We start from the raw sequence: 17,668 nt of genomic DNA on the forward strand, positions 1-17,668 counted from the left end.
CATATAATGAAAAGCAATAAATCATTTATATTTATAATCCCAAACCAATATAGAAGCCTCACCAATATCACATACCACTCTGGACACCATAATAAGATTTATAATATATACAAAATACATGTAGCGTATATTAATCGATTTCGAAAATCTAAAAGACAACTTTAGTAAAACACCACTCTCCGCTTTCAGGTACACTAAGCCTCTTTGTTCCACAAACATCAGGCATACCATGACCGATTTAATTGCTCGTCCCCGTCGCCTGCGCAAGTCACCCGCACTGCGCGCCATGTTTGAAGAGACAACACTGACCTTAAACGATCTGGTGTTGCCGATTTTTGTTGAAGAAGAGATCGATGACTACAAAGCCATCGACGCGATGCCGGGCGTGATGCGCATTCCTGAAAAGCATCTGGCCCGCGAGATCGAACGCATTGCGAATGCGGGCATCCGCTCGGTGATGACGTTCGGTATCTCCCACCACACTGACGCAACCGGCAGTGATGCATGGAAAGAAGACGGCCTCGTGGCACGCATGTCGCGCATCTGCAAAGAGAGTGTGCCGGAGATGATCGTCATGTCCGATACCTGCTTCTGCGAATACACCTCTCATGGCCACTGCGGTGTGCTGTGCGATCACGGAGTGGACAACGATGCGACCCTGCTGAATCTGGGCAAGCAGGCGGTGGTTGCCGCCGCCGCGGGTGCGGATTTCATTGCACCTTCTGCGGCAATGGATGGTCAGGTTCAGGCTATTCGTCATGCGCTGGATGCGGCAGGCTTTACCGACACCGCCATCATGTCCTACTCCACCAAATTCGCCTCCTCCTTCTACGGCCCGTTCCGTGAAGCAGCAGGTACGGCGCTGAAGGGCGATCGTAAAACCTATCAGATGAACCCGCTGAACCGCCGCGAAGCGATTCGTGAATCTCTGCTCGATGAAGCACAGGGCGCAGACTGTCTGATGGTGAAACCGGCCGGCGCGTATCTGGATATCCTGCGCGACATTCGCGAACGCACCGAACTGCCGCTGGGCGCATACCAGGTGAGCGGCGAGTACGCGATGATCAAATTCGCCGCGCAGGCGGGTGCCATCGACGAAGAGAAAGTGATCCTCGAAAGCCTGGGGGCGATCAAACGCGCGGGCGCGGATCTGATCTTCAGCTACTTCGCGCTGGATCTGGCTGAGAAGAAAATTCTGCGTTAATCCGCTTTAGCGCCGGGTGGCTTCGCCATACCCGGCCTACTCTCTGCGCGAATCTTCACTAAACTGCAATACAACCGACATCTCCTCCTTCTACTGTCTGGGCAAGACGGCAGGAGGAGTGATCAATGTTTAGTCTCGACAGCGTTCTTGATGACCTTTGGCCTCAGGCGAGGCCCGCACCCTGGCAAAAAAGTCTGTTAAAAAGACTGCTCCACGAAGACGAATTTCAGCAGTTTGCCGCCAGCCACCGTCACCTGAAAGGGCTGGATATGGTAGAGCAGGTTCTGGAACACCTTGATATTCTCTGCACCATTTCCGCCCGAGACCTCGAACAAATCCCCGAACACGGCCCACTCATTGTGATAGCGAACCACCCGACGGGCACCCTGGATGGGCTGGCGCTACTGTACGCCGTTTCGCGCGTGCGCCGGGACGTCAAGGTTGTCACCAACCGGATGCTGTCTCACCTTGAGCCCCTCAGCTCGTTGTTTATCCCCGTGGACAATATGGGCGGCAGAACCGCAAAAGCATCTCTGGTGCAGATGGAGCAGCACCTGCAAAACGCCGGCGTGCTGATCTTCTTCCCGGCAGGCGAAGTCTCCCGCCCAACGCGTAAAGGCATCCGCGATAAAAAGTGGCATCCGGGCTTTATCAAGCTGGCCAGCAAACTACGGGTACCGCTGCTACCGGTACATATTCAGGCCCACAACAGCCTGCTGTTTTATGCCAGCACCCTGGTATCGCCGACGGTATCCCTGCTGCTGCTGATGCAACAGATGTTTCGCCGCCGTCACAGCCAGCTGCCGATCAAAATCGGCCAGCAGATTGCCTGGAATGATCGGTTTAGCTCTACCCTTTCATCGCGTGAGATGGCCGAGCAGTGCCGTCAGCACGTGATACGACTTGGCAAGGGATTGCCTGGCGTCTTTAAAACCCAGTGCGCCATTGCCCGCCCGGAAGACAGGGCCACGCTGAAGCGGGAGCTGGCGCAGGCCGAATGTCTGGGCAAAACCAGCGATGGTAAAACCATCTATTTGTGGCAGCGCAACGGGCAGGAAGAGGCGCCTCTGCTGCGCGAGCTGGGGCGACTGCGCGAGATTGCCTTTCGCGCCGTGGAGGAAGGCAGCGGAAAGCGCCGGGATACCGACAGCTACGATGATGACTATCTGCACCTTATTCTGTGGGATGATGATGACCTCGAGATTGTCGGCGCGTACCGCTTTATGCCAACGGCCATGCAGGTGGAAAAGTGCGGCGTCGAGGGATTGTACAGTTACAGCCTGTTCCACTACGACGAAAAAATGCAGGACATACTGGAGCACGGCATTGAGCTGGGGCGCAGCTTTATACAGCCGCGCTACTGGGGACGTCGCGGTCTGGACTACCTGTGGTCAGGCATTGGCGCCTATCTGGCGCGCTATCCACATTACCGTTACCTGTTTGGTCCGGTGTCCATCTCCGGCGGCTTACCGCCTGCCGCCCGGGATCTGCTGGTCGCGTTTTATCGTCTCTGGTTTCCGGCCAGCCACCCGTTAGCCGCCTCGCGTCAACCCTACCCGGCGTCACTCCCGGACGTGCTGGCGCAATTTGGCGGGGTGGATTACGTGGATGACCTGACAAAGCTCAAATCCCTGCTCGGCAATCTGGGCTGCGGTATTCCGCCGCTTTATAAACAATATTCCGAGCTATGCGAGCCAGGCGGCGTGCAGTTTATCGATTTCGGCAGCGATCCGGCGTTCAATAACTGTATCGACGGGCTGGTGCTGGTGGATCTGTGTTATCTGAAGGCGAACCGCTATCAGCGGTATATAGAGGCGCACTTAATACCCTCACCCCTGCCCTCTCCCTAAAAGGGAGAGGGTGAAAACCGCACCGGTCAGTCCCCTCGCCCCTTTGGGGATAGGGTGAAAACCGCACCGGTCAGTCCCCTCGCCCCTTTGGGGAGAGGGTTAGGGTGAGGGGCTCAAACCGCACGGTAGAACGGCTTATCCCCCAAAATCGTCGCCCGCTGCATAATCCTTCGCTGCGGCAGGTAATCCGCATTGGCGTAATGCTGCGTGACGCGGTTATCCCAGATCGCCAGATCGTTCTCCTGCCAGCGCCAGCGCACCTGAAACTCCGGCTTCGTGATATGCGCAAACAGGAAGCTGAGCAGCGCCTCGCTCTCTTTTTCCGTTACGTCCACAATGCGCGAGGTAAACCCTTCATTCACAAACAGCGCCTGCTTGCCGGTCACCGGATGGGTACGCACCACCGGGTGCAACAGCGGCGGATGTTTTGCGACCGCATCCAGCCAGCGCTGGTGCTCCTCTTCCGTTTTACGGTACTTATACTCCTGGAACGATTTTTTAAAATCATGCTCCGCCCGCAGGCCACTTAGCAAGGTCTGGAACGGCGCGGAGAGCGCCTCAAACGCCGCAATGCCGCTCGCCCACAGCGTATCGCCGCCGGTCTCTGGCAGTAGTTTTGCTGCCAGAATCGCCCCGGCTGGCGGTGTGTCGATAAAGGTAACATCCGTATGCCAGTTGTCATTATCGGGCGGGTTATCGTTATGAGTGTCCAGCACGATAATTTCCTCCACCCCTTCCGCATGCGGGTAGACCGGGTGGATATGCAGGTCGCCAAAACGCAGGGCCAGCGCGCGCTGCTGTTGCGGGGTGATGGCCTGATCGCGCAGGAACACCACCTGATGGCGCAGCACCGCGTGGTACAGCTGCTCAAACTGGTTATCGCTCAGCGGACGGGTTACGTCCAGGCCCGACACCTGCGCGCCAATGTACGGCCCCAGCGGGATAATCGTCAGACGTTCACTCATTGTATTTCTCCATGCCAGGGCGTCAGGCGACGCTGTAGCGTGCGCAGTCCCAGTTCTAATCCAAAGGCGATCGCGGCGATGACCGCGATCCCTGCCAGTACCACGTCAGTCGCCAGGAACTCTCCCGCCGACTGCACCATAAACCCAAGGCCGCGCGTGGCGGCAATCAGCTCTGCCGCCACCAGCGTTGACCAGCCCACCCCAAGGCCGATGCGCAACCCGGTCAATATCTCCGGCAGTGCACCTGGTAAAATGACGAACAGCAGTACCTGCGCGCGGCTGGCGCCGAGCGACTGCGCCGCACGTATGCGTACCTGCTGCGCACTCTTTACGCCAGCCAGAGCCGACATTGCTACCGGCGCAAAAATAGCCAGATATATCAGTAAGATCTTTGACGTCTCGCCGATGCCAAACCAGATCACCATCAGGGGCAGATAAGCCAGCGGCGGTACGGGACGGTAAAGCTCTATCAGCGGGTCGAGAATGCCGCGCACCGTCGGGCTCAGTCCCATCGCAATCCCCACCGGAACGCCAATAATGACCGCCGCCAGCAGCGCCACCAGAATACGCGTCAGACTGGCGCCTAAATGCTGCCAGAGGGTGGCATCCATAAAGCCCTGCGGTCCGGCGATGGCGATCAGTTTTTCCAGAACCTGGCCTGGCGGGGGCAGAAAGAGCGGGCTGATCCACTGCTGCGCGGCAACCGCCCACCATACCGCCAGCAACACCACCAGCGTGCTGACGCTTAAGGTGAGCTGGCGAGAGAACGGCCAGCGTAAGGCACGGCGCGTCCGCCGCGTTTTTTCACTGAAGACAATGCTCATGAGAACGCCTCCCGCTGTTCAAACACACGGCTCAGAATGTATTCCCGTTTTTCGATAAATAGCGGGTCTGATTTAATGCTGCGTACCGGCTCTCCCGCCACATAGCGCCGGGCAAACTCAAGCGGCAGACGCTCCAGCACGCGTCCCGGTCCCGGTGAGAGCAGCACCAGCTCCGTCGCCATAAACACGGCCTCTTCGATATCGTGGGTGATTAACAGCACCTGCTTGCCGGTTTCGTGCCACAGGCGCAGCAGCAGGGTTTGCATCTGCTCACGGGTAAAGGCATCCAGCGCCCCGAAAGGTTCGTCCAGCAACAGCAGCTGAGGGTTAGCCGCCAGCGCACGGGCAATCCCGACGCGCTGACGCTGCCCGCCTGAAAGCTGCCAGATAAAGCGTTTTTCAGCCCCCTCCAGCCCGACCTTTTTCAACATGTCGCGCGCCGTATTCAGACGCTGTTCACGCGCTACGCCGGCCAGTTGCAGACCAAACGCAACGTTTTCCTGCACGTTTCGCCACGGAAGTAGCCCTTCGTTCTGGAAGACCACGCCGCGCTCTGCGCCCGGCCCCGTTACCCGTTTTCCTTCGAGTTGGATCGTGCCGTGCTGATACGGTACAAACCCGGCGATCAGGTTCAGCAGCGTCGTTTTCCCGCAGCCGGACGGCCCCAGTACGACCAGCAGTTCACCGCTGTCCAGCGTCAGGTTGATCTCTTTCAGGGCGGGTTTGCCGCCGTAATCGGCAGACAGGTTTGTAATGTTCAGCATCGCAGCCCCCTTATTTCACAAAGCGGTCGGTCACGAACCGGCTGTAATCCGCTGCCACCGCAGGCACTTTGCCCTGCTCTTTCAGGAACGTCGCAGTGTCGACAATCGCTTTGCTCACCGGCCCGTTCAGCTGCTGGACCTGCTGCGCAGGTGTCAGATAGGTGTTGCCTTTCACCAGCCCCGGCACGTCAGCTTCCGGCACACCGCTCAGACGTGAGAGTTTCTCCAGGTTGGCGGGCTGTTTCAGCCATTCATCCGGGTTGCTGATGTAAGGCTGCTGGGCGTCGATGGCGCTTTTGGCGAAGGCTTTCACCACTTCAGGGTGTTTTTCGGCAAAGTCCTTACGAACGACCCAGACATCAAGTGTTGGCGCCCCCCATTGCCCCACTTTTTCGGAGTCGGTCAGCACGGTGCCGTCTTTTTCCAGCTCGTTGACGGCGGGCGCCCAGACGTATGCTCCGTCAATGTCGCCACGCTGCCAGGCGGCAATAATCGCTGGAGGTTGCAGGTTGATGATCTGCACCTGGCCCGGCTTAATGCCCCAGTGTTTCAGCGCTGCCAGCAGGCTGTAATGCGTGGTGGAGATAAACGGCACCGCGATGCGTTTGCCAATCAAATCTTCGGGTTTCGTGATGCTTTTCTTCACCACCAGCGCTTCGGAATTTCCGAGCTGCGATGCCAGCAGGAAGACTTCAATCGGCACCTGCTGGCTGGCGGCAACGGCCAGCGGGCTGGAACCCAGGTTGCCAATCTGCACGTCGCCCGAGGCTAACGCCCGCACAATTGCCGCGCCGCTGTCGAACTTGCGCCAGTCGACGTTCGCCCCGCTCGCTTTGGCGAAGGTGTTATCCGCCTGCGCGACTTTCGCCGGTTCCGCGGAAGTCTGATACGCCACGGTGACGTCCACCGCCTGCGCCTGAAATACCCACAGCGCCAGTGCACCAAGTAACGTGATTCGCGATGAAATTGCCATACCGTCTGCTCCCCTTGTTGTTATAAGGGCAGTATTTCCGGCGCGAGAATTTTGATAAAGGAATAAAAAAGAATCGCTAATGACGATTCGTTTTTAGAAAAAAAGCGGGAAAGGATAGTGAATTTTGTGCGGTTGTTTCGCAGGGTGGCGCTACGCTTACCCGGCCTACGGTTCGTGCAATTTGTAGGCCGGGTAAGGCGCAGCCGCCGCCCGGCAAAGGCCTCAGCGCTGAACCGTCAGCGCAGCAATATCCTGCGGCGTGGTCCGACAGCAGCCGCCAATCAGCTTCGCGCCTGCTTCCAGCCACTGCGGTAAATACCCCGCCAGCGTCTCGCACGTTTCACCGTGGTGATGCCAGGTTTTACTCACCGCATCGTAATGCTCGCCGGAGTTCGGATAGACCACCAGGGGCAGCGACGTCAGGCTGTGCAGATGCGTCAGCGCCGCCGTGGTGTTTTCCAGCGCGATACAGTTAATCCCCAGCGCGACAACCTGCGGGTAGCTTTCCAGCGCAGAAACAACATCCCGCAGCGGCGTTCCGTCGCTCAGGTGCTCACTGTCACGCAGGGTAAATGAGAACCATGCCCGGGCGCGCGGATATGCCGTCAGCAACGCCGCCAGCGCCTTAATCTCAGTGAACGAAGGCAGCGTTTCACAGGCCAGGAGGTCCGCGCCCGCATCCAACAGCGCCTCTACACGCGGGCAGTGGAAGGCGGTAAATTCTTCAGCGCTACGCACATAATTGCCGCGATACTCGGAACCATCGGCCAGATACGCGCCGTAAGGGCCCACAGATCCCGCCACCAGTAAAGTGCCTGCATTTGCGTTCTCAGCCAGGTACGCTTCGCGCGCTTTGCGTGCCAGCTCTACGCTTTTGCCGATCAGCGTCCGGGATTGCGACTCGTCCAGCCCGCGAGCGGCAAAGCCTGCGGGTGTCGCCTGATAGCTGGCGGTGATCGCCACCTGTGCCCCCGCACGGTAGTAGTCGAGGTGTACGTCGCGGATCAGCTCCGGATTTTCCATCAGCACTTTGGCCGACCAGAGACTGTCGGCAAGGTTACAACCGCGCGCTTCCAGCTCCGTTGCCATCGCCCCATCCAGCACGACAAACGGCTGTTTTTCAAGGAGGGCGGTAAGCGGATTATTCTGCGACATGTTCAGGCTCCTGCGTGGTCAGATTTCGGGTCAGGTAGTACGCACCATAACACAGGGCGACAAACGGAAGCCCGCAATAAAGGGCAATACGCTGGCTGGGGTCAAACCACAGGCCGACGCAGGCCACCAGGCAGAGGATAAAGCCAAGCACGGGCACCAGCGGATACCATGGCGCGCGATACTGCAACGCGGATAGCGGCTGGCCGGACTGCACGTGACGGCGACGAAACACGAAGTGCGACGCGCAAATGCTAATCCACACCGCCACCACCGCAAAACCGGAAATGGCTGACAGGGCCACAAACACCGTATCCGGCGCGACCACGCTGGAGAACAGCGCCAGCACGCCGCCCAGCATGGAAACAGAAAGCGCCGTCAGCGGCACGCCGTTTTTGTTGACGCGGGCAAAGCAGCGCGGCAGCGTTTTCTCGTTAGACAGAGACCACAGCATACGGCCAGAGGCGTACAGACCCGAGTTCGCCGCCGAGAGGATCGCCGTCAGGATCACGAAGTTAAAGATATCCGCCGCATACGGAATGCCGACCTTTTCAAACACCAGCACGAACGGACTTTTCTCCACGCCAGCCTGCTGCATCGGGATCAACGCCGCCAGCACAAACACGGTGCCAATAAAGAAGATGATGAGCCGGGCGATGGTGGTGCGAATAGCAACCGGAATAACCTTGTGTGGGTTTTCCGTTTCCCCTGCCGCGATGCCGATAAGCTCCGTTCCTGAGAAGGCAAAGTTGACCGCCACCATGGTCATCAGGATCGGCAGGCCACCGTGCGGGAACCAGCCTTCGGCGGTAATGTTGCTTAGTCCCGGCGCGGCAGAGCCGTCCGCCATCGGGATAAAGCCAAAGATGGCCGCGCCGCCGAGAATAATAAAGGCGACGATGGTGATAACCTTGACCAGCGAGAACCAGAATTCCCCTTCCGCGAAAAAGCGCGTGGAAATCACGTTAAGACCAAAAATCACAGCGCAAAAGACAACGCACCACGTCCAGACGGGAACCTGTGGGAACCAGTACTGCATGCAGAACCCGGCCGCGGTAAAGCTCGATCCCAGCGCCACTGTCCACGTAAGCCAGTAGAGCCACGCCACGGTATACCCCGTCGCCGGGCCGAGATAGCGGGCGGCATAGACGTGAAACGCGCCGGTTTCCGGCATCGCCACGGAAAGTTCGCCCAGGCATTGCATGACCAGCCAGACCACCAGCGCACCGATAAGATATGCCAGCAGCGTGCCCGCCGCGCCGGTTGTCGAGATGATGTATCCGGTATTGAAGAATAACCCTGTGCCGATAACGCCACCCAGCGAGAGCATAATCAGGTGGCGGGTTTTCATGGTGCGCTTAAGTTGCCCGTTTTCTTGTTGTGTTTGCATGTTACCTTCTAAACGTATGGACATCTAAACATCCAAAGAAGGAGTGTTATACCGCGATTGTTAACAAAAAGCCACCCGGCGCGACTTCAGCGCAATTATTGGTAAATCCTTAAATCAGTTCTATAGTCGACACAGTTTCTTCTTCACCAGGACTCATTATGCGATTTAACGGACTGACCAAAGGTTTCTTTATTCTCATCCTGGCCCTTGTAACCTGGGCCTTCTTTGACGTGCTGTCTCCCTATTTCTCGGCGATTCTGTGGGCCGCGATCCTGACCATCATTTTCAACCCGGTGAAAAACAAACTGCGTACCGCGCTGGGCGATCGCAACGGGCTGGCTTCACTCCTCACACTCGGCATTATCTGCCTGATCGTGTTTATTCCGTTGATGGTGATCCTTTCCTCGCTCGCGGTGGAACTGAACATGGTTTACACCAGGCTGCAACAGAACAACACGCAGTTCCCGGAAGTGATCGCCGGTATCTTCAACCGCCTGCCGGACTGGGCCAGCGGCTTCCTGGCGGATCACAACCTGACCAACGCCGCGCAGATCCAGAAAAAACTCTCCGATGTGGCGTTACAGGGCGGGCAGTATCTGGCGGGCAGCGCGTTCCTGATTGGGAAAGGGACGTTCGGCTTTGCCATCAGCTTTGGCATTATGCTGTATCTGCTGTTTTTTTTGCTGAAAGACGGGCCGTATCTGGTGCGCCAGATCCTCGACTCGCTGCCGCTGTCTGACTTCGTCAAACAGCACCTGTTCGCTAAGTTTGTCGGCGTGTCGCGCGCCACGGTAAAAGGCACGGCGGTCGTGGCGGTGGTTCAGGGCACGCTTGGTGGTATCGCCTTTGCTATTGTCGGTATTGACGGCAGCGTATTGTGGGGCGCACTGATGGCATTTCTCTCCCTGGTGCCTGCCGTTGGGTCGGCCATCGTCTGGGTTCCCGCCGCCATCTTCCTGTTTGCCACTCACCAGCTGTGGCAGGGTCTGTTCATTGTGGGCTTCTTCGTCATTATCGTCGGGCTGGTGGACAACCTGTTGCGTCCACTGCTGGTGGGCAAAGACACCAAAATGCCGGACTACCTGATACTGATTACCACGCTCGGCGGTATGGAGCTGTATGGCATTAACGGCTTTGTGATTGGGCCGCTGATTGCCGCTCTGTTTATCGCCTGCTGGAACCTCTTCTCCGGCCGCGACCACGCAGGCAACGCCGAGGAGCTGGACGCAGACTTTATCGAAGAGGGGAGAAATTCTCCGGATCTATAAAGAAACGCGTTCTGTGAGGCGGCCCTGTGCCGCCTTTTTTTTCGCGATAAATCAGAGGTTTTCTATAATCTGAAATGAACGCTCTTCCACATTTGTCGTAGAAGGATCCAACAGGTGCGAATCGCCACGATCACGAACTGGGCTTATGGTGTCACGGTGTGCCTGACCATTGCCTCCGGCATCGTCATGCTGATGGCTTCCCACGCCGATAACATCGAACGTGAAGCCGTTAAACAACGCCAGGTCTTCGATCAGCTGACGGAGGAGATCGAGACAGACACCTGGATGCTCTCCGATCTGGCGCGGCTTTACGTCATCCAAAAAGCGCCCGAGGTGCTTGAGAAATATCAGGCGAAAGAAGCCGAGCTGAAGAATATCGAACACACGCTGCGACAGCTCAAAAATACGGGGGCATCGGGCGAAGAGCTGGCGCTGCTGTACGACGGACTGAAAATTGTAGACGATCTCCAGGATGAACAGCAGGCAGCCATTGACGGCATCGCCCGTGGCGAGGAACAGCAGGCCGTTTCGCTGCTGTTTGGTAAGAGCTATGAGCTGGAACTCGAACGGGCACACAACACTATCGAACGCTTTCGCATGCTGCTGGACAAGCGCATTATTGCCGACGTGCAGGCCGCAACCAAAACGTCCAAAACGCTTCGAACGGCCTCTGAGGTGATGGTCGGCCTGACCGCCCTGCTCTTCCTGTTTGTGATGGTTTTCATCCTCAAGCGCCGCGTACTCCGCCCGGTGGTGCGTCTGAGTGATGTTGTTCATCGTCTTGCATCGCAGGATTACGCCGTCGAAACGCCGAACTTTACCCAGGTTGATGAAATCGGTGATATGGCGCAGGCCATCCGCATCTTCCGTGAGAACGGGCTGGCAAGGCAGCGGCTGGAAAAAGAGCGCGATGCTGACTGGGCCATCCGCGAACTGCTGGCGCGAATGACCCAGCGGTTGCAGGGCTGTGAAAACTTTGCCGACGTGATGAATGTGGCGGAGCTGTTTGCACCCAATATTGCGCCGGGGGTTTCAGGGCGCCTGTATATTCTGGAACGCGAGCCGTGGCAGATGCGCTGTACGGCCGAATGGCTATCGCCAGAAGGGGATAAAAAGCCGTTCCATCCTGACGAATGCTGGGCCGTCCGGCGTGGTCAAAGCCATCCGCCAGTGAACGGCGAGCCGGATATCGGCTGTTATCATCTGCCCGAATCACAGGCGCAGCAATCGCTGTGCGTTCCCCTGATTGCTCAGGGCGAGGCGATTGGATTGCTCTCATTCCAGAACATCACGCCTGAAACCGCGCCGTCCCGCGCCTATCTGGAACTGATGGCCGAGGCGCTGGGACTGGCGCTGGCCAACCAGCGGCTGCGCGATGCGCTGCTGGAAAAAGCCCTGTTCGATCCCTTGACGGGGCTGCGTAACCGCCACCATCTGGAAGATACGTTACGTACTCAAATGAAGCAGGCCGTGCGTAACGGGGAGCCGGTAAGCTGCCTGATGATCGATATCGATCACTTCAAGAGCATTAATGACCGCTTTGGTCATGAGGCTGGCGATCTGGTGATCAAAAGCGTGGCAGCCATTATTCAACGGGCGGTACACGATAGCGGGCTGGCCTTCCGCTATGGGGGTGAAGAGTTTTTGGTGCTTCTTACCGGTGCAGATGAGGAAGCAGCGCACGCCGCTGCAACGGAGATCTACAACGGCGTGCATGCGCTTTCGCTGCGCTACGGGCTTTCGGAGATTGGCCCGGTGGATGTGTCGATCGGGATCGCCAGCTATCCGCAGCACGCCCAGAGCGATAATCTGCTGCGCGCGGCGGACGTCGCGTTGTACCGGGCAAAAGAGCTGGGCCGCTCGCGGATTGTCAGCTTTGGGATGCTGGAGGCGGGCTAAAGGGGTTATTCGAGCCTCAGGTTCAGGATCGCGCGATCGCCCAAAGCACCACCATACCCAGCAAATTACTCCGCTTTTCCACGTACAGGGTGCCATCGATTAAATAATATCCCTGAGGATAACAGATGCGGATCTCTCTCTTGAGTTCCGGCTCATAGACTTCCGCCCCCGAACAGCTATTTCTGCTGCCGGATTCATACCGGTAAGGTTGGCTCCAGGCAGAGTATTCTCCGTTCAGTAGCCAGGCCGCGGTAAAGATGACGAAAATGGCAACCGGCAGGCTGAAGATGATGAGGCCGAGGTAAAGTTTGACAACGTCAACAAGGGTTTTGTCTTTAAACGCCCTCTTCGCGGCGAACATCACTATCGCCACCAGCGGCAGCAGCAATGTGACAGCCGCAAGATACTGTTCCCCCAGGGCCGTAAGAAATGTCACGCGATAAATCTCGATTGACCAGACAACAAAGCCAAATATCAACGCTAACCCGCCAACGATGAGTGGAATTAAAAAGGCATAGCTATCTTTTTTCATGATGGACGGTTCCTTGTCATGCGTCTGCGGTAAGAAGGTTAAGCATCGCTCGGGGGGCTGCCAACTGACGGCGTTTTTACATCCTGATTATGATGGATAAACGTGGGGAGAGATAAAATATATAAACTAGTAGGATAACTAAATTATAATTCTTATACTTATGTTAAAACGTGGAGGCTGAAATGCGATTAATCCTAATGCTGTGCTGCTTTTTAGTGCAAAGCGTCACCCTGGCTGGTGAGTTGCCAAAACCTGCTGGTAAACCCATTTTAACGATTTACGGTAATATCGAGAACACGAATGAAAGTGGAAAAGCCGTGTTTGATATCGCCAGCCTTGAAAAACTCGGTATGGTGAGCTTCCAGACATCATCCCCCTGGTATAATGGCCGCACAAAGTTTGAGGGTGTTCCAATGAGCAAACTCATGGATTATATTGGCGCAAAGGGTAACGTGGTCAATGTTATAGCGCTTAATGATTACGCGACAGCCATCCCGCTCAGCGACTTTAAAAAATATAATGCCATACTCGCTTTGAAGGTTAATGGTGAATATATGCGCATCCGAGATAAAGGTCCGGCATTCATTGTATATCCCTACGACAGTCTTCCTGAATTAAATAATCAGATATATTATTCGCGATCGGCATGGCAGGTCAGCAAAATGAAGATTGAATAGCAGTTCAGGAGAACATAATGAACAGGATACTGGTTGGTATCATTTTTTCTCTTTTTATCACGACTGGATATATTGCTTTTCTTGTTTACGATCGACAGCAGGAGCTCCAAAAACTGACTCATTACACGGAGTCATGGTCTGTCGCCCAACTGGTATCCGAATATTACCGCTTTGAATCATGGCTTGGTCTGTACGCAACCGATTCCGATGACGTTACGATAGACCAGGTCCGGATGCGGCTGGAAATTATGCTAAGCCAGAATGATCTGTTTAAGGAGGGGGATTTAGGGCATTACATTAAAAACGTTCAGGCACATCATGACCTCGCGTTAAGCCTTGATAAAATCCTTACGTATCTGGATGCTAACCTCGAAAAAATGAGCCATTCGGATGTAAAAACATACCTTCATACCATGCATTTGCTGGATGCTCCACTCAGTCAGCTTTCATCAAGCGCGTTAACGAAAGACATTAGCACGATTAACAGTAGCAACCATAAAATACAGATCCTGTATTATATTTACTCAGCCCTCTCTTTACTGCTGATCATTCTGAGTATTATCCTGGGTTTTTTAACGATCTATCAAAATAAAAACATCCTTAAAGCGCACAGGCAGGTTGAAAGTCTTGCAGAAGAACTCCAGTTATCCAAGGAGACCCTACAGATTCAGAATTCAAAACTAGAGTATGACGTTTACCATGATTCCCTCACTGGCATGAAAAACCGTCTGTACTTCTGGGATGAGCTCAGCAAACTCAATCTTGAGGCCGAAGAAAATCATGTTCCCGTTACGGTAATGTTATTTGATTTAGACCGATTCAAAGAGGTCAACGATACCTATGGTCATGATGCTGGCGATTTACTGTTACGTCAGGTATCCAGGCGATTGACCGCCATGAGCAATATTTCAGACAGATTTTACCGTTTAGGCGGAGACGAGTTTGCTTTTTTAGCCAGTGGGTTAAACGAAAGCGAAGCCGTTTTGCGCGCTAGAGAGATCAGCGAGAATATCAGTAAACCCTATACGATTAATAACCAGCTCATAAAAATTGCCACCTGCGTGGGTATTGTTTTATCAGATAATGAACGACGTGCTGATTATCTTTATAAGTTCGCCGATCTGGCGCTCTATGAAGCCAAAAAGGCAGGCTCACAGCAGATTAAAGTTTTCCGTCAGCGAATGCTTCAGAAGTTGCAGGAGAGCAGAACGCTTGAAAATGATATGGCAAGGGCGATAGAAAACAATGAATTTATTGTTTATTACCAGCCTATTGTGAATTCCGTCAGCAAGGAAATTTACGGCTATGAAGCGCTTATTCGCTGGATGCACCCCGTCAAGGGAATGCTTTCCCCGGATAGCTTTATTTTCGCCGCTGAAAAAACAGGCATGATCAACGAGATAGGTAAAACCGTACTTAAACTGGCCTGTAGGGAAGCGGTCTCCTGGGCTGTTCCGGCCAGGATCTCCGTAAACGTCTCGCCTGTTCAATTAGGCAGTAAATCATTTATTAATACGGTGCAGACCGTTCTGGCTGAGACCGGGCTCCCGGCTAACCGTCTTGAGTTAGAGGTCACGGAGTCATCCCTCTTTAGTGACAGAAATAACCCCATTGCGATTCTGAAAAAACTCCGCGCACTGGGCGTAAGAATTTCCATTGATGATTTTGGCACGGGTTATTCGTCGCTCTCCAGACTAAGCGAACTGAATTTTGATAAAATCAAGATCGATAAATCTTTTGTCAATCCGATATCTACACAAGAAGATGCGCTTAATATTGTGAAGCTTATTACCGGTATGGCTAAGAGCCTTAATATGGGCGTTATAGCCGAGGGCGTTGAGACCGAAGAGCAGCTTGAGCGGCTTCAGGCTCTGGGTTGTGAGCTTGTGCAGGGATATCTTTTCAGCAAACCACAGCCTCAGGTCGACAGCAAAATTAAGAGCGGCCTGGAATGATTCCCTCTCCTCAACCCGATGCCAACCGTGATCACGTTTTTCACCCCTGGGTATTCACTTATAAAAATCAGGTGTTATCATTCACCCCGTAAATACCTTTCAACTCAACCCGAGGCTTTGATGCTGGAGAATATAATCATCCGATAATCAGCTTACCGACCTTTCCAGGCCGGACTGATTATCAATGCGCCGAAATCGAATGCGGACACCGCTGTGTGTTTGCACGTTTTGCACATGATGATTAAACAGGTTCTTCAGTATGAATTTATCCCGTCAGGAACAACGTACCTTACACGTTCTCGCCAAAGGTGGCCGTATTGTGCACGTCCGCGATACCTCCGGCCGCGTCACCGCCGTTGAATGCTATAGCCGCGAAGGGCTACTGCTGGCTGACTGCACGCTCGCCGTTTTCAAAAAGCTCAAAACCAAAAAGCTGATCAAATCCGTCAACGGTCAGCCCTACCGCATTAACACTACGGGGCTGAATAACGTCCGCGCCCAGCCCGATAACCGTTAAGGAGAGGATGATGGATATCAGCACCCTTATTTCCTCATCCCGGCACATTCACCTGTCGGCGCAGGAAAGTAAAATTCCCTGGGACGAACCGGCCTTCAGCCAGCGCATGCTGGCGAACCATTTGTCGCAGGAGCACGACTGGGCCAGCCGCAGGCAGGAGGTTATTGAGCAGCAGGTCGAATGGATCGCCAGCCAGTTACCACCTGGCGCACATATCCTCGATCTCGGCTGCGGCCCCGGCTTTTATACACACCGCTTAGCGGAACGTGGATTTCACTGCACCGGCGTGGATTTCTCACCGGCATCCGTGAGCTGGGCCCGTCAGCAGGCGCAGAACACCGGATTGAATATCGATTATGTTCAGCAGGATGTCCGCGCATACTGGCCGGATAAATCGTTCAATTTCATCATGATGACATTCGGGGAACTGAATGTGTTTAGCACGGCGGATGCGCGCTCACTCGTCAGCCGCTGCGCGCTGTGGCTGGAGCCGGGTGGCAGGCTGCTCACTGAAGTACATACTTTCGACGAAGTTAAGCGTCAGGGAATGGCTGAACCGAGCTGGCAACGCTGTCCCGACGGGCTGTTTCTGGGCGTCCCTCACCTGCTGCTGACGGAACATGGCTGGGATGAAGAAGCACAGACCAGCTCAACGCAGTTCTGGGCCATAGAAGCAAACGGTCAAACCACCCGTTTCGGCAGCCAGATGACGGCCTGGCGCGATGATGAGTACGTCAGCCTGCTCGGTAATGTCGGTTTTACTCTGCTTCCTCCTCCTGAAAGCAACGACTGGCCAGTCAGCGAGACATTTGAAGGAAAGCTGTTTGCTCTGCTGGCTGAAAAAGCAAATACCTCAGAGAAACGCCCTCTTAATACTCAACGCAATAAAAGGACTTCCACATTGGATATCCCACGTATTTTTACCATCAGCGAAAGTGAGCACCGCATTCATAACCCGTTCACCGAAGAGAAGTACGCCACGCTGGGTCGCGTGCTGCGCATGAAGCCGGGCACCCGCATTCTTGACCTCGGCAGCGGCTCGGGAGAGATGTTGTGCACCTGGGCCCGGGATCACGCCATTACCGGTGTCGGTATCGACATGAGCCAGTTGTTCAGCGAGCAGGCCAGACGCCGCGCCGAAGAGCTCGGCGTCAGCAACCGGGTTCAGTTCATACATAACGACGCCGCCGGATACGTTACAGAAGAGAAATGCGATGTGGCAGCCTGTGTCGGTGCGACATGGATAGCCGGTGGGTTTGCAGGGACCGTCGAGCTGCTGGCACAAAGCCTGAAACCGGGCGGGATCATGCTTATCGGCGAACCCTACTGGCGTCAGCTACCTGCGACGGAAGAGATTGCCCAGGCCTGCGGCGTCAGCTCGACGACCGATTTCCTGACGCTGCCAGGGCTTGTCAACGCGTTCGATGAACTCGGCTACGACGTGGTGGAAATGGTACTGGCAGACCAGGAAGGCTGGGACCGGTATGAAGCCGCGAAATGGCTGACCATGCGCCGCTGGCTGGAAGCGAATCCTGACGACGGCTTCGCCGCCGAAGTCAGGGCCGAGCTATCACTCTCGCCGAAACGCCACGTAACGTACGCGCGGGAATACTTTGGCTGGGGCGTGTTCGCGCTAATTGCCAGGTAACAACAAGCCCGGTATTTCTGACTGGAGATACGGGGCTTAGCCTTTATTTT

At 55.2% G+C, this 17,668-nt stretch carries 15 protein-coding genes; 8 read left to right on the forward strand and 7 right to left on the reverse strand.

Features of this window, described 5'->3' with window-relative positions; all coding sequences use genetic code 11:
* The first annotated feature begins 229 nt into the window (after nt 1–229).
* Both hemB and IPZ49_RS13730 read left to right on the forward strand, forming a co-directional pair.
* Entirely contained in the window at nt 230–1,204 is a 975-nt protein-coding gene (gene hemB / locus IPZ49_RS13725; protein WP_003859169.1) for a porphobilinogen synthase, read from the forward strand.
* Between the two features lie 125 nt (nt 1,205–1,329).
* On the forward strand, nt 1,330–3,054 hold the full coding sequence (locus tag IPZ49_RS13730) for a lysophospholipid acyltransferase family protein (protein ID WP_048966045.1): 1,725 nt from the start codon (nt 1,330–1,332) through the stop codon (nt 3,052–3,054).
* 113 nt (nt 3,055–3,167) lie between these two features.
* On the opposite strand, the gene tauD is transcribed toward IPZ49_RS13730, so the two are convergent.
* The 6 genes from tauD to mmuP all read right to left on the reverse strand — a co-directional run bounded on the left by tauD (nt 3,168) and on the right by mmuP (nt 9,122).
* A complete protein-coding gene (gene tauD, locus IPZ49_RS13735) occupies nt 3,168–4,019 on the reverse strand; it encodes a taurine dioxygenase (RefSeq protein ID WP_022647196.1) in 852 nt (283 codons plus the stop codon).
* Nucleotides 4,016–4,843: a taurine ABC transporter permease TauC gene (gene tauC, locus IPZ49_RS13740; protein WP_022647195.1), complete on the reverse strand. Its 828-nt coding sequence runs from the start codon at nt 4,841–4,843 to the stop codon at nt 4,016–4,018. The genes tauD and tauC overlap by 4 nt, the downstream gene beginning before the upstream one ends.
* Complete coding sequence (tauB, locus tag IPZ49_RS13745) at nt 4,840–5,607, reverse strand: taurine ABC transporter ATP-binding subunit (RefSeq protein ID WP_022647194.1); 768 nt, start codon at nt 5,605–5,607, stop codon at nt 4,840–4,842. Before tauB ends, tauC begins: the two co-directional genes overlap by 4 nt.
* A gap of 10 nt (nt 5,608–5,617) precedes the next feature.
* A complete protein-coding gene (tauA, locus tag IPZ49_RS13750) occupies nt 5,618–6,580 on the reverse strand; it encodes a taurine ABC transporter substrate-binding protein (RefSeq protein WP_038415446.1) in 963 nt (320 codons plus the stop codon).
* A 222-nt stretch (nt 6,581–6,802) separates the two neighbouring features.
* Nucleotides 6,803–7,735, reverse strand: a complete 933-nt coding sequence (gene mmuM, locus IPZ49_RS13755; protein WP_063146699.1) for a homocysteine S-methyltransferase — start codon at nt 7,733–7,735, stop codon at nt 6,803–6,805.
* The gene (gene mmuP, locus IPZ49_RS13760; RefSeq protein WP_023305550.1) at nt 7,722–9,122 is read right to left on the reverse strand and encodes an S-methylmethionine permease; all 1,401 of its coding nucleotides are present in this window, start codon (nt 9,120–9,122) and stop codon (nt 7,722–7,724) included. The genes mmuM and mmuP overlap by 14 nt, the downstream gene beginning before the upstream one ends.
* 158 nt (nt 9,123–9,280) lie before the next feature.
* On the opposite strand from mmuP, the gene IPZ49_RS13765 reads away from it, so the two are divergent.
* Both IPZ49_RS13765 and IPZ49_RS13770 read left to right on the forward strand, forming a co-directional pair.
* A complete protein-coding gene (locus tag IPZ49_RS13765) occupies nt 9,281–10,390 on the forward strand; it encodes an AI-2E family transporter (protein WP_022647190.1) in 1,110 nt (369 codons plus the stop codon).
* A 114-nt stretch (nt 10,391–10,504) separates the two neighbouring features.
* Complete coding sequence (locus IPZ49_RS13770) at nt 10,505–12,289, forward strand: diguanylate cyclase (protein WP_063146700.1); 1,785 nt, start codon at nt 10,505–10,507, stop codon at nt 12,287–12,289.
* Between the two features lie 22 nt (nt 12,290–12,311).
* Here the strand turns inward: IPZ49_RS13770 and IPZ49_RS13775 are convergent, their stop codons facing one another.
* On the reverse strand, nt 12,312–12,821 hold the full coding sequence (locus tag IPZ49_RS13775; RefSeq protein WP_063146701.1) for a hypothetical protein: 510 nt from the start codon (nt 12,819–12,821) through the stop codon (nt 12,312–12,314).
* A 182-nt stretch (nt 12,822–13,003) separates the two neighbouring features.
* On the opposite strand from IPZ49_RS13775, the gene IPZ49_RS13780 reads away from it, so the two are divergent.
* From IPZ49_RS13780 to IPZ49_RS13795, 4 genes are all read left to right on the forward strand, one after another.
* A complete protein-coding gene (locus IPZ49_RS13780) occupies nt 13,004–13,498 on the forward strand; it encodes a molybdopterin-dependent oxidoreductase (RefSeq protein WP_022647187.1) in 495 nt (164 codons plus the stop codon).
* A 17-nt stretch (nt 13,499–13,515) separates the two neighbouring features.
* Entirely contained in the window at nt 13,516–15,453 is a 1,938-nt protein-coding gene (locus IPZ49_RS13785) for a bifunctional diguanylate cyclase/phosphodiesterase (RefSeq protein WP_022647186.1), read from the forward strand.
* A 259-nt stretch (nt 15,454–15,712) separates the two neighbouring features.
* Nucleotides 15,713–15,970: a YjhX family toxin gene (locus tag IPZ49_RS13790; protein ID WP_003863178.1), complete on the forward strand. Its 258-nt coding sequence runs from the start codon at nt 15,713–15,715 to the stop codon at nt 15,968–15,970.
* A 7-nt stretch (nt 15,971–15,977) separates the two neighbouring features.
* Nucleotides 15,978–17,618, forward strand: a complete 1,641-nt coding sequence (locus tag IPZ49_RS13795; protein ID WP_113788152.1) for a class I SAM-dependent methyltransferase — start codon at nt 15,978–15,980, stop codon at nt 17,616–17,618.
* Nucleotides 17,619–17,668 lie beyond the last annotated feature (50 nt).

Origin of the sequence: Enterobacter cloacae complex sp. S2 (assembly GCF_015159675.1) — a bacterium.
In the GTDB taxonomy this organism is placed as follows: domain Bacteria; phylum Pseudomonadota; class Gammaproteobacteria; order Enterobacterales; family Enterobacteriaceae; genus Enterobacter; species Enterobacter intestinihominis.

Coding starts and splice junctions, on each gene's coding strand:
- hemB (WP_003859169.1), top strand. CDS start 230: ATGACCGATTTAATTGCTCGTCCCCGTCGCCTGCGCAAGTCACCCGCA.
- IPZ49_RS13730 (WP_048966045.1), top strand. CDS start 1,330: ATGTTTAGTCTCGACAGCGTTCTTGATGACCTTTGGCCTCAGGCGAGG.
- tauD (WP_022647196.1), bottom strand. CDS start 4,019: ATGAGTGAACGTCTGACGATTATCCCGCTGGGGCCGTACATTGGCGCG.
- tauC (WP_022647195.1), bottom strand. CDS start 4,843: ATGAGCATTGTCTTCAGTGAAAAAACGCGGCGGACGCGCCGTGCCTTA.
- tauB (WP_022647194.1), bottom strand. CDS start 5,607: ATGCTGAACATTACAAACCTGTCTGCCGATTACGGCGGCAAACCCGCC.
- tauA (WP_038415446.1), bottom strand. CDS start 6,580: ATGGCAATTTCATCGCGAATCACGTTACTTGGTGCACTGGCGCTGTGG.
- mmuM (WP_063146699.1), bottom strand. CDS start 7,735: ATGTCGCAGAATAATCCGCTTACCGCCCTCCTTGAAAAACAGCCGTTT.
- mmuP (WP_023305550.1), bottom strand. CDS start 9,122: ATGCAAACACAACAAGAAAACGGGCAACTTAAGCGCACCATGAAAACC.
- IPZ49_RS13765 (WP_022647190.1), top strand. CDS start 9,281: ATGCGATTTAACGGACTGACCAAAGGTTTCTTTATTCTCATCCTGGCC.
- IPZ49_RS13775 (WP_063146701.1), bottom strand. CDS start 12,821: ATGAAAAAAGATAGCTATGCCTTTTTAATTCCACTCATCGTTGGCGGG.
- IPZ49_RS13780 (WP_022647187.1), top strand. CDS start 13,004: ATGCGATTAATCCTAATGCTGTGCTGCTTTTTAGTGCAAAGCGTCACC.
- IPZ49_RS13785 (WP_022647186.1), top strand. CDS start 13,516: ATGAACAGGATACTGGTTGGTATCATTTTTTCTCTTTTTATCACGACT.
- IPZ49_RS13790 (WP_003863178.1), top strand. CDS start 15,713: ATGAATTTATCCCGTCAGGAACAACGTACCTTACACGTTCTCGCCAAA.
- IPZ49_RS13795 (WP_113788152.1), top strand. CDS start 15,978: ATGATGGATATCAGCACCCTTATTTCCTCATCCCGGCACATTCACCTG.